Source organism: Azospirillum sp. FG154, assembly GCF_057809575.1.
Window position 1 is genome coordinate 271,141 of sequence record NZ_JBMDKF010000002.1, and the last position, 12,079, is coordinate 283,219.

Genomic DNA, 12,079 nt, shown 5'->3' on the forward strand with positions numbered 1-12,079 from the left:
GGACGGCGGCGGGTGTTTGTGTTGCGACGGGTTGACCGACGAACGCCGCATGATGGAAGAGACAAGGGGCACACGATGCGCATCGCGATGATCGGCACGGGCTATGTCGGCTTGGTGTCCGGCGCCTGTTTTTCGGAGTTTGGCGTTCACGTCACCTGCGTCGACAAGGACGCGGAGAAGATCGAGCGGCTGAAGCGCGGCGAAATCCCAATTTATGAGCCGGGCCTTGACGATCTGGTCGCCCGCAACGTCGCCGCCGGTCGCCTGTCCTTCACCTTGGATCTGAAAGAGGCGATGGAGGGCGTTGACGCCGTGTTCATCGCCGTCGGCACGCCGTCGCGCCGGGGCGACGGGCACGCCGACCTGTCCTATGTGTACGGCGCGGCGGAAGAGATCGCACAGAACCTGGACCATTACACGGTGGTCGTCACCAAATCGACCGTGCCGGTCGGCACTGGTCGGGAGGTCGAGGCGATCATCCGCAAGGTCGCGCCGAACGCCGAGTTCGACGTCGCGTCCAACCCGGAATTTTTGCGCGAAGGCTCGGCCATCAGCGATTTCATGCGGCCCGACCGCGTCGTCATCGGCGCCAGTTCGGATCGCGCGGGCGAGGTGATGCGGCAATTGTACCGCCCGCTTTACCTGATTGAGACGCCCATCGTCGTCACGTCGCTGGAAACGGCGGAGCTGACGAAATACGCCGCCAACACCTTCCTCGCCGCCAAGATCACCTTCATCAACGAGATCGCCGATCTCTGCGAAAAGGTCGGGGCCAACGTCCATGACGTGGCGCGCGGCATCGGGTTGGACGGCCGCATCGGCAAGAAATTCCTGCACCCTGGTCCCGGCTACGGCGGCTCCTGTTTCCCCAAGGACACGCTGGCGTTGGTGCGCACCGCCCAGCAGGTCGGCAGCCCGCTGCGCATCATCGAGACGGTCGTCGACATCAACGACAAGCGCAAGAAGCAGATGGCCCAGCGCGTCATCGCCGCTTGCGGCGGCGACGTGACCGGCAAGACCATCGCCGTTCTGGGCGTCGCCTTCAAACCGAACACCGACGACATGCGCGACAGCCCGTCGCTGGACATCGTTCCGGCCCTTCAGGCGGCGGGCGCGACGGTGCGCGCCTATGACCCGGCGGCGATGCACGAGGCGGAAAAGCTGTTGCCCGGCGTGGTCTGGGCCAAGGACGCCTACAGCGCCCTGGACGGCGCGGATTGCGTCGCCATTCTGACGGAATGGAACGAGTTCCGGGCGCTGGATCTGCGGCGCGTCAAGGCGCTGTTGACGGCGCCGGTCATGGTGGACTTGCGCAACATTTACAACCCGGACGACATGGCCCAGGCTGGCTTCGTCTACAGCTCGATTGGTCGGCCCGCCGCGTCGACCAAAAGCCCGGCCAACACGACCGCTTGAACGACGGCGCCCAACGGAGGAAAAACAGCATGAGCGAAGCCCATATTTTCCATTCCACCGTCCTGCGTGAATACGACATTCGCGGCATCGTCGGCACGACGCTGAATCCCGCCGACGCGCTGGCCGTCGGTCGTTCCTTTGGCACCGTGGTTGTGCGCAAGGGCGGCAAGACCGTCTGCGTCGGCTATGACGGTCGTCTCTCCTCGCCCGCGTTGGAAGAGGCGCTGGTCGAAGGGCTGATGTCCACCGGCCTGCATGTCCTGCGCATCGGCCTTGGCCCGACGCCAATGCTGTATTTCGCCACCCGCGACCGCGAGGCGGCGGCCGGCATCATGATTACCGGCTCGCACAACCCGCCCGATTACAACGGCATCAAGATGATGCTGGGCAAGGGGCCGGTCTACGGTCAACAGATTCTGGAGCTTGGCGCGCTCGCCGCCGCCGCCGATTGGGAGCAGGGCGAAGGCTCCTCCGAAAAGATCGACGTTCAGGACGAGTATGTCGCCCGCCTGCTGAAGGATTACGACGGCCTCCGCGATCTGACCATCGCTTGGGATTCGGGCAACGGCGCGTCGGGCGAGATCCTGCGCCGTCTGACCGCCAAGCTGCCGGGCAAGCACGTCCTGCTGTTCGATGAGATCGACGGCAATTTCCCCAACCACCACCCCGATCCGACGGTGGAAAAGAACCTCGTCGATCTGAAGAAGGCGGTGGCCGATCATGGCTGCGACCTTGGCATCGGCTTTGACGGCGACGGCGACCGCATCGGCGCCATCGACCATCTGGGCCGCGTGGTGTGGGGCGACCAACTGGTCGCGCTCTACGCCGCCGACGTTTTGAAGAGCCACCCCGGCGCCACCATCATCGCCGACGTCAAGGCCAGCCAAGCCCTGTTCGACGAGATCGCCAAGCATGGCGGCGTGCCGCTGATGTGGAAGACCGGCCATTCGCTGTTGAAGGCGAAGATGGCGGAAACCGGATCGCCGCTGGCCGGTGAAATGTCGGGTCACATCTTCTTCGCCGACAAATGGTACGGCTTTGACGACGCGCTCTATTGCGGCGTTCGTCTGGTCGGTCTGGTCAGCAAGCTGGGCACGACCTTGGCCACGTTGCGCGACGGCCTGCCCGACATGATTAACACCCCGGAAACCCGCTTCCAGACCAGCGAGGAGCGCAAGTTCGCGGTGGTGGACGAGGTCAAGGAACGGTTGAAGGCGGCGGGCGCCAACGTCAACGACATCGACGGCGTGCGGGTCAGCACCCCGGACGGCTGGTGGTTGCTGCGCGCCTCCAACACCCAGGACGTGCTGGTCGCCCGCGCCGAATCCTTCACTCATGAAGGCTTGGAGCGTCTGAAAAGCGCGTTGATCGAACAGTTGCTGGCGTCGGGCCTGGAAGCCCCCTCTTTCGAGGGCGGCGGCACGGCCCACTGATCGGCGTTTGCTGATTGCAAAACAAACGGCCCGCCTCTTCCAAGGGGCGGGCCGTTTCGTTACAGGCGGCGCAACCGCGCCATCAGTTGTGGGTTGTCCCAGTTGGGTTGCCGGTCTTCGATGACCACCCGATGGGGCAGCGGCGCGGCGCGTTCCACCGTCACCTCGACCCAGCGCGGCACCAGCTCGTTGTTCAGGTCGTCGAGCACGGCCATGGCCAGGGATTCCGGGCTGGCTGCGTCGTTCGGCGGTTCGGCCAGATAGCGGGCGAGTCCGGCGACCTCCAAAACCAGCCGGTCGGGCACAAGACGGATGGTCAGCCGCGTGCCGGGGATTGGCTCGCCGCGCAGCTCCACCAGAAAGTCATGACGGCTGTCGGGCGACGGCGTTGTAGTCAGCGACTCCCGCCTCACGCCGAAACCCCCAACCCGGCCCGTCCGGCGCGGGTCAGCTTGACCCAGCTTTTCGCCCCGGATTGGAAGGACAGCCCACCGCTGTACCCCACGGCGCGGACGCTGTCGGCGAAGACCTGAATCAATTGAACGCGCAGATCGGGCGGCAACCCGGCGTGGCTGCGCAGAATCAGGTCGAAATGGTTTGGGCGCACCAGCCCATCCAACTGCATCGGGCCAAGACGGCTCATCTCCACGTCGATCAGGAAGCGGCTGCCAGGCTTGGCCTTTTCCTTGCCTTCGCCCCCCTCCTCATCGCCCTTCAGAGGGTGGACGTAGACATGGATGGGCTTGACGCCGTTGGCGTCCATCATCGGCAGGGTGTAGGGCCGCCAGTCGCCGGGCAGTGGTTCGGCGGCCTGTTGCTTGACGCTCTCAAAATCCTTTTCAAGCTGGGCCAACAGATCCCGGCGGCCAGATTTTTCCAGCGCGCTTGTCGCGTCCTCGCCCAGCCAGCTCCGCGCGTCGCCGCCTTGGATCGCCGCCATGAAGAAGCTGAGGGCCGCCGTCAGCTTGCGGTTTGGCTGCGGCATGGTCGCTTGCAGCGCGCGGGCCGCCGCCGGATCGCTGTTGAGCAGAGCCGCCATCGCCAGCCGCAACGCGGGCCAATCCCGCTCGCTCATCGGCGCCAACGGATCGCCGCCGGGAGGGGCGGCGGCTTGGGTGGCGCGGGCCAGATCGGTCAGCGCGGCGGTCACGGTGGAGCCTTGCGGCAAGCTGGCCGGGACGTTCAGCGCCAGCATGCCTTGTTTGGTCGCCAGAATCGGCTGACCCTGCGGCGTGCTTCCGGCCACGGTGCCGCGCAAAATGGGCGTGTCGGGGGCCAAATCAGCGGTGCTGCCATCGGTGGTGGGACGTTGACCGCCGTCGGTTAGATCCCCTTGCCCCCCTTGACCGCCCGGCTGCCGGGCCTGCCCTTGCCCGGCGTCGGGCGGCAGGTTCGGCTGGTTGGCTTGGGGCAGGGTGACGGTCAGGATTTTTAAGGCGACCGTCGCCCCGCGCGGCAGGTCCGGGGCCTCTGGGCGGGCGTCGGGATTGGTTGGCTTCAGCGTGGGCGTCTCCGCGCCGGGATGGGCGGCGTCCCCGCCCAACTCGACCGAAGCGTCCGGCATCGGGGCCGAGGGCAAGGGCGCGCTGGTGGACGGGCTGGCCGCCGCCCCGGAGGCAGGCGCTTGCGTCGCCGTCCCACCCGCAGGGGCAGCCGTCGCCGGTCCACTTCCGACCGACGGCGCGGCGGTGGTGGAGCCGGGAAGGGTGGGCTGGTTGGGCGCGGCGGCGCCGCTGGCGGTCGGCGGTCGCGTCGAGGTCGCCGCCGCCAACACCAGCGCCGGAACCACGGTTCCAACGGTCAACATCGGCAAGGTTGGAACGGCGGGAGTCGCCGTGGGCGTCGGCAAAATGACGCTGGGGGGTTGGGAACCGCCAATGGTCGGCGACGACGCTCCGCTCGCCGATCCAGCGGCGCCTGGCGTCGCAAGGCTTTGCAGCAGGATGAGCGCGGTTGGCTTGGTCTGTTGTCCCTGGGTTGATCCCGGCGTGATTTGCAGCGTCACCGGCTTGTCCACCGGCAGCGGGGTCGGGCTGTCGAGCAGCACCTCGCCAGCGGCGGTGCGGATTCGGGTCAGTCCTTCGGGCGTTTCACCGGCCACGGTGCCGGTCAGCACCACCGGGCGGCTGATGTCCTGAAGCCGGTCGGGCAGCTTGGCCACCGCCGCCTCGGCGACCGGCGTGGCTGGGGGAGTGGCTGGGCTTGTTCCCGCCGTTGAAACAGCCGGTGTGACCGGCGGTGGGATGGCCCCGCCCATCGCCGCCGTCAGGTGGGAGCGTTGGCGAGAAGCCGCTGCACGATGGCCTCCACGTCGCGGGCGGCGTCGCTGGCGGGCGAGCGGGTCAGCAGCGGCGTTTGGTTGCGAATGGCGTCGCGCACCTTCAGATCCCGGCGGATGATTCCGGCCAGCGACGGCTTGTATTTCAGGAAATTCTGACAGGCTTTCAGGATGGTGCCGTAGGTCCGTTCGCCATCCTTCACGCTCTGCGCCATGTTGACGACGATCCGCAGATCCGCCGCCGGGTTGGTGGCGTGGGTCAGCTTGATGAAGGCGTAGGCGTCGGTCAGCGAGGTCGGCTCGTCCGTCGTCACCACCAGCGTGACGCCCGCCGGGCCGGACAGGGTGCGCACCGTGCGGTCCACGCCCGCCCCCATGTCCATGACCACCCGGTCATAATCCTTGGCCAGCTCCAGCAAATCGTTGCGCAGGCTGGACAGGCGTTGGCTGGGCAATTGCGCCAGCGTGCCCGATCCAGACCGCCCGGCGATGATGTCGAATCCGGTGTCGGGGAAGCGTTGGGCGGCCTTGGCGAGCGTGACCTCGCCGTTGATGACGGCGCCCAGATCGTTTTTCGGCGAGAAACCAAGCTGAATGTCGACGTTGGCGAGGCCCAAATCGCCGTCGAACAGCAGCGTGTTCATCCCCGCCTTGGTCAGGGCGTGGCTGAGCGTGATGGAAAACCACGTCTTGCCGACGCCGCCCTTTCCGCTGGCCACGGCGATCACGTTGACGCCGCGCAGCGGGCGAACGTTCTTAAGGGCGGCCGGGAACACCGGATCGGTCATGGCAGAGTCCTCGACGCAGGCGAACTGGCGGCTTTTGCCTTGGTTGCGGGCTTGGTGGGTCTTGCGGCGGGCTTGTTGCGCGGGGCTGGAGCCGTCTCCCGCTCCTCCGCCTCCGCCTCCGCCTTTTCGGCGGGGGGAATAATCATACGGGCGAGCGACATTGGATTGAGCGTGGTCAGCCCCTCGGCGACCTTGGACGACACGCTGGCGTCGCAGAAGGACAGACGCGCCCGGTTGGCGATGGCCAGCAGGCTGCCCAACCGCCGGGTGATGTCCAGCCGCGTCACCAGCAGGCGGCGCACGCCGAGGGCCTTGAAAGCCAGCGCGATGTCCGACGCCTCCAACGCGTCCAGCCCGGCGGGCAGAACCAGCACCGGCTCGACCTCGCCCGCCGACAGCAGGGCGCGCAGATCGTCCATGTCCTCTTCGCTGAAGGGATTCCGTCCGGCGGTGTCCACCAGAACCAGATCGGTCTTGCGGTGAACCTCATAGGCGCCGGCCAGCGCGTCGGGATCCTCGACGGTCGCCAGCTTCAATTTCATCAGGCGGGTGAAAGCCGCAAGCTGGTCAACGCCGCCTGCGCGCACCGTGTCGGTGGTGATGACGCCGACCGACCGCTTTTTAAACACCGCGCGGGCGGCGAGTTTGGCGACGATCAGGGTCTTGCCGGTGCCCGGCGGGCCGACCAGCACCAGCGGCTTGACCGCTGAGCGGCCATCGGGCAGCGGGTTGAAGCTGTACATGGAATCGAGCGCCGACCCCAGCGCCAAACAAGGATCGTCGGTGTCCAGACCGGACGCCGCGTCGATCAACTGTTCGGCCAGCGCGGCGGGAACGCCGTGGCGGTGCAGGGCGTCGGCCACCGCCTCGCCCACGTCGATTTCGGGTTCGACCGGCTTTGCCGGTTTGCTGGGCTGGCGGTTGCGCTCCTGCGCGACCGGCATGTCGTCTTCTTCGACGGCGGCGGTGACGCGAACGCCGCCGCCTTCCTCCTCACGCGTGGCCACGATGATGGCTTCGTCGCCCAGAGACTGGCGCACCATCCGCATGGCGTCGGACATGGTTTTCGCGTGGAAGGACTTCAGCCGCATCGGCGGAGCCTTCGATCAGTCAGAGGAAGAGCGGATGGCGCCATGTCAGATCTGCCCCAGGGTCTTGATCCGCGCCTTGGGGTGAATCTCGTTCTGCGACATGACCACGGTCGTCGGTCGGAACCGCTCGACGATCGAGCGGACGAAGGGACGAATCAGCGGGCTGGTCAACAGGACGGGGCTCTCGCCCATCATGGCGTGTCGCTCGAAAGTTTGACGGACGGAGGTGATGAACTGCTGCAACTTGGACGGAGCCATCGTCAACTGCCGGTCGTCGCCGTCGCCCACCAGCGACTCCGCGAACGCCTGCTCCCATTCAGGGGACAGGGTGACGAGCGGGATGAAGCCCATCTCGTTCGTGTTCGTGTCGCAAATCTGCCGGGCGAGGCGTGACCGCACATGCTCGGTGATCTGGGTGATGCTGCGCGTCTGGCTGGCCGCTTCGGATACCCCTTCCAAGATGGTGGGAAGATCCCGGATCGAAACGCGTTCGGCAAGGAGATTCTGCAACACCCGTTGCAATCCGCCCACAGTGATCTGATTCGGCACCACGTCGGCGATCAGCTTTTGGTGATCCTTGTCGGTTTCATCCAGCAGCTTTTGCGTTTCGGTGAAGGACAACAGTTCGGGCATGTTGTCCTTGATAAGCTCGGTCAGATGGGTCGTCACCACGGTCGAGGGATCGACGACGGTGTAGCCCTTGAACAGCGCCTCTTCGCGATAGCCGGGTTCGATCCAGATCGCGGGCAGGCCAAAGGTCGGCTCCACCGTGGTTTCGCCGGGCAGGCTCATGGCGTCGCCGCGCGGATCCATGACCAGCAGCATGGTGGGGCGGATGTCGCCACGCCCGGCCTCGATCTCCTTGATGCGGATGATGTAGGTGTTGGGCGGCAGTTGCAGATTGTCCTGGATGCGGACGGCGGGCATGACGAAGCCGACCTCGCCCGCGATCTGCCGCCGCAAGCCCTTGATCTGATCGGTCAGCCGGTGGCTGCCCGCCTGCGGTTGGTTGATGAGCGACAGCAGGCCATAGCCAAGCTCCAACCGGATGAGGTCGATGGCCAGCGCCGTGGCGATGGGTTCGTCGGCCATTTGCGCGCCGCCCGGCCCCAAGCCGCCGGGCGCGCTGGCCGCCGACGCTTCCTCCGCCGCCCGCTGGGCCTCTTCGGCCTCCTGTTTGGCGCGCATCTTCGGCAGGTAATAGGCCGCGCCGCCGACCAGCGCGATGATCGGCACGAAGGTCAGCATCGGCATGCCGGGCAGCAGCGCCAAAACCAGGATCGCGCCCGCCGACAGGGCGAGCGCGGAGCTGTGGCCGGTCAACTGGCCGACCACGGCCTTGTCGGTCGAACCGCCGGCGCCGGCCTTCGACACCAGAAAGCCGGAGGAAATCGAGATGACCAGCGCCGGAATCTGCGAGACCAAACCGTCGCCGATGGTCAGCTTGGTGAAGGTGTCCAAGGCCTCCATCACCGGCATGCCGTGCCGGACCACGGCGATGGACACGCCGCCGATGATGTTGATGAACATAATCATCAGACCGGCGACCGCGTCGCCCTTGACGAATTTCGACGCGCCGTCCATGGAGCCGAAGAAGGCGCTTTCGTCTTCCAATTCCTTGCGGCGCGCGCGGGCGGTGGATTCGTCGATCATGCCCGCCGACAAATCGGCGTCGATGGCCATCTGCTTGCCGGGCATGGCGTCCAAGGTGAAACGCGCCGCCACTTCGGCGATGCGGCCCGAACCGGCGGTGATGACCTTGAAATTCACAATGGTCAGAATGCCGTAGACGATCACGCCGATGATGAAGTCGCCGCCCATCACGAAATTGGCGAACGCCTCGATGACGTGCCCGGCGGCGCTGGTGCCTTCGTGACCGTGCGTCAGGATCAGACGGGTCGAGGCCATGTTCAACGACAGCCGCAACAGCGTCGTAATCAACAAAATGGTCGGATAGGAGGACAGATCGAGCGGTTTGACGATGAACAGCGTCACCATCAGGATGAGGATCGAGACGGTGACGCTGATGCCCAGCATCATGTCGAGCAGAAGCGACGGCAACGGCATGATGAGGCCGATGACGATCATCATGATCCCCATCGCCATGATGACGTCGCCGCGTTTCAGCGACGTCTTGGCGACCTGGAACATCTCGCCGAACGCGGCCATGTTGCCGCTTCCGCCGCCACCGCCGGGGCCGCCGGGGTTGTGTTCGGTCAAGGCCATGCTGTGCCGCTCCAACGCTCAATCACGGGTCAAGCCGTCGCCCGTTCTTCGTTGCCCGGCGCGGCGACGGGGCGCCCCTCGTCGCCATACTGCTTCAGCTTGTTGCGCAGCGTGCGGATGGAAATGCCCAGGATGTTCGCGGCGTGGGTGCGGTTGCCCAGGCAATGGGTCAGGGTTTCCAGAATCAGGTCGCGCTCGACGTCGGCGACCGTGCGCCCGATCAGCGCCTGGAGCGTCGTGCCGCCGCCATTGCCGTTTCCATAGCCCGGCCCCTTGGCCCCCTTCGGTCCATAGCTGGTCGGCAAGGCGGCGGGCGGGGCGATGACCAGCGGCGGCGTGGTCGGTTGCAAGGCCGACGGGATGGCGGCGGGAACCGTTCCCCCCGGCCCGGCGAAGGGGTTGGCGACCGGCGAGTTGGCTGGGATCGACGCCTGCGCGCCGCCTTCCGGGGCCAGCATCTGGCTGGTCAGCATGATGGCTTCCGGCCCGACCTCTTCCCCGCGCGACAGCAGGACGGCGCGGTGCATGGTGTTTTCCAGCTCGCGCACGTTGCCGCGCCAATGATGGGCCTTCAGCATCAGCAGGGCGTCTTCGGTCAGACGCTTGTCGCCCAGCCCGTTCGCCTCGGCGTATTTCTTCAGGAAATGCTCGGCGATCATCGGAATGTCGGCCGGGCGTTCGCGCAAGGCCGGAATGGCGACGGCGAAGACGTTCAGGCGGAAATACAAATCCTCGCGGAAATTGCCCGACCGCACTTCCGCTTCCAGATTGCGGTTGGAGGTGGCGAGGATGCGGACGTTGATCTTGACCGGCTGGGCCGAGCCGATGCGGTCGATTTCCTTTTCCTGGATCGCGCGCAACAGTTTGGCCTGAAGACGCGGATGCATTTCCGACAATTCGTCGAGCAGCAGAGTGCCGTTGTTGGCCTCCTCGAACTTGCCGAGCCGTCGGGCGACGGCGCCGGTGAAGGCGCCCTTCTCGTGACCGAACAGTTCGGATTCCAGAAGATTTTCCGGGATGGCGGCGCAGTTCACCGCGACGAACGGTTCGTTCGCCCGTCGGCTCTTGCGGTGGATGTAGCGAGCCATCAGCTCCTTGCCGGTGCCGCTCTCGCCGGTAATCATGACCGAGGCGTCGCTGGGCGCCACTTGATCGGCCAGCCGCAGCGTCGCCAGCATCGCCGGATCGGAACAGACGATGGAGTGGCTTTCCTCGGCCACCGCTTCCAACACCGCCGCGATCAACTCGGCGTTGGGGGGCAGCGGCAGATACTCCTTGGCGCCCGCGCGGATGGCGCGCACGGCGGCGGCGGCGTCGGTGCCGATGCCGCAGGCGACCACCGGGATGGTGATCCGTTCGGCCTTCAGGCTGTCGATGAAGACGGCGACGTCGAGTTTGACGTCGATCATCACCAGATCGGCCCCGGCAGCGGCGCGCAAGGCGTTGAGCGCCCCCTCGATGCTGTCGGTGTGCGACACCTTGGCCCCCCGCTTCATGGCGATCTTGCCAGCGGCGGTGATGTAGCCTTCCAACGTTCCAACGATCAGCAGACGCATGGCGTTACGCTCCCACTCTCGGGGCTTCCCGGTCGAAATATTGGATCCGCTTTCCAGGCGGCAGAACGGCGTTCAGGAGCATCTCCAGACGCCGGGGATTTTCTTGGCGCGCGATGGAAACGGCGCCGATCGTGTAGAGAGTCTTGACCAGGGCGTCATCCTCCGCCGCCCGCTCGACCTTCGCGGCGAGCGGGGCGAGAACGACGTTGCCAAGAACCGCTCCGTAAAAGGTGGTCAGCAGCGCCAGCGCCATGGCCGGGCCGATGGCCGAGGGATCGTTCAGGCTGCCCAGCATCTGGACCAGACCGACCAGCGTGCCGATCAGCCCCATCGCCGGGGCGACTTCCGAGGCGCGGCGCAGCACGCCCGCGCTTTTGCCATGCCCGCCCGCCGAGGCTTCGACCTCGCCCGTCAGCATCCGTTCCATCACATCGGGCGGCAAGCCTTCAGTGATGAGCGTCACGCTGCGGTGAAGAAACGGTTCGGCGCGCAACTCGGGCAGCACGTTCTTCAAGGTTTCCGGGCCAGCCCGCCGCGCGGCTTCCGCCAGCAGCAGGACCTGACGCGCCACGCCCTTGGGGTCGAGCGTCTGGTGGATCAGCACGGCGGCGGCGTTCTTCCAGGCGACGGCGACGTCGCCCAGCGAGAAGGAGGCCGTCGTCACCGCCAGCGTGCCGCCCAGCACGATCATCAGCGAGGGCGGATCGACGAAGGCGCGCAAAGACCCGCCCGAGGTGATGGCGATCAGGATCACCGCCGCCGCCGCCGACAGGCCGACCAGGGTCGCCACGTCGAAACCACCGCGCAACCGCACGCTCCGCGCCGGGGCGGCGGGAGCCGTCGTCTTGGCCGGGGGCGATTCCGCGCGCGAGTCGGCGGACCGCGCCTCGGTCCGGGCGTCCGGCTTCGGCGGCGGTTTGGCGCGGGGCGCGCCCGGCGTTGCGGCGGCGTCGGAGGCGTTGGCCATCAGCCCCGATCCGACTTGATGATTTCCGTCATGGTCACGCCCAGCCGATCCTCCACCACCACGACCTCGCCACGGGCGACGAGACGGTTGTTGACGTAGATGTCGATGGCCTCGCCAACCTTGCGGTCCAGCTCAACCACGGCGCCACGACCCAGCTTCAGCAATTGGGCGACCTGCATGGTCGATTTGCCCAGCACCGCCGAGATCTGAACCGGGATGTCGTAGACGGCTTCCAGATCCTTGGCGACGCCGGATCCGTAATCGTCGCCGTCACCGGCGTTCAGGTCGTTCAGCGAGAAATTGTCGCTTGGCATAACGGTCTCT

Annotated in this window: 10 protein-coding genes; 2 read left to right on the top strand and 8 right to left on the bottom strand. The window is 66.4% G+C overall.

From position 1 onward, the window contains the following. The first annotated feature begins 75 nt into the window (after positions 1 to 75). Positions 76 to 1,416 (top strand): UDP-glucose dehydrogenase family protein, encoded by a 1,341-nt coding sequence (locus tag ACODS4_RS03420; protein WP_488860735.1) that lies wholly within the window; start codon positions 76 to 78, stop codon positions 1,414 to 1,416. Between the two features lie 29 nt (positions 1,417 to 1,445). Beyond that, entirely contained in the window at positions 1,446 to 2,849 is a 1,404-nt protein-coding gene (pgmG, locus tag ACODS4_RS03425) for a phosphoglucomutase/phosphomannomutase PgmG (RefSeq protein WP_488860737.1), read from the top strand. 59 nt (positions 2,850 to 2,908) lie between these two features. Here the strand turns inward: pgmG and ACODS4_RS03430 are convergent, their stop codons facing one another. The 8 genes from ACODS4_RS03430 to fliN are packed head-to-tail and all read right to left on the bottom strand — an operon-like array spanning position 2,909 to position 12,069. Continuing rightward, positions 2,909 to 3,262 carry a hypothetical protein gene (locus tag ACODS4_RS03430; RefSeq protein WP_488860739.1) on the bottom strand — a complete coding sequence of 118 codons (354 nt, stop codon included), beginning with the start codon at positions 3,260 to 3,262 and terminating at the stop codon, positions 2,909 to 2,911. Next, on the bottom strand, positions 3,259 to 5,106 hold the full coding sequence (locus tag ACODS4_RS03435) for a hypothetical protein (RefSeq protein ID WP_488860741.1): 1,848 nt from the start codon (positions 5,104 to 5,106) through the stop codon (positions 3,259 to 3,261). The genes ACODS4_RS03430 and ACODS4_RS03435 overlap by 4 nt, the downstream gene beginning before the upstream one ends. A gap of 8 nt (positions 5,107 to 5,114) precedes the next feature. Next, positions 5,115 to 5,915: a MinD/ParA family protein gene (locus tag ACODS4_RS03440; RefSeq protein ID WP_298379577.1), complete on the bottom strand. Its 801-nt coding sequence runs from the start codon at positions 5,913 to 5,915 to the stop codon at positions 5,115 to 5,117. Further along, the gene (locus ACODS4_RS03445; protein WP_488860744.1) at positions 5,912 to 7,006 is read right to left on the bottom strand and encodes a flagellar biosynthesis protein FlhF; all 1,095 of its coding nucleotides are present in this window, start codon (positions 7,004 to 7,006) and stop codon (positions 5,912 to 5,914) included. The genes ACODS4_RS03440 and ACODS4_RS03445 overlap by 4 nt, the downstream gene beginning before the upstream one ends. A 45-nt stretch (positions 7,007 to 7,051) precedes the next feature. Beyond that, positions 7,052 to 9,232, bottom strand: a complete 2,181-nt coding sequence (flhA, locus tag ACODS4_RS03450; RefSeq protein ID WP_488860746.1) for a flagellar biosynthesis protein FlhA — start codon at positions 9,230 to 9,232, stop codon at positions 7,052 to 7,054. Between the two features lie 29 nt (positions 9,233 to 9,261). Next, positions 9,262 to 10,788 (bottom strand): sigma-54 interaction domain-containing protein, encoded by a 1,527-nt coding sequence (locus tag ACODS4_RS03455; RefSeq protein ID WP_488860747.1) that lies wholly within the window; start codon positions 10,786 to 10,788, stop codon positions 9,262 to 9,264. Between the two features lie 4 nt (positions 10,789 to 10,792). Then, a complete protein-coding gene (locus ACODS4_RS03460; RefSeq protein WP_488860749.1) occupies positions 10,793 to 11,755 on the bottom strand; it encodes a motility protein A in 963 nt (320 codons plus the stop codon). Next, positions 11,755 to 12,069, bottom strand: coding sequence for a flagellar motor switch protein FliN (gene fliN, locus ACODS4_RS03465; protein ID WP_488860751.1), 315 nt, complete (start codon positions 12,067 to 12,069; stop codon positions 11,755 to 11,757). The genes ACODS4_RS03460 and fliN overlap by 1 nt, the downstream gene beginning before the upstream one ends. Positions 12,070 to 12,079 lie beyond the last annotated feature (10 nt).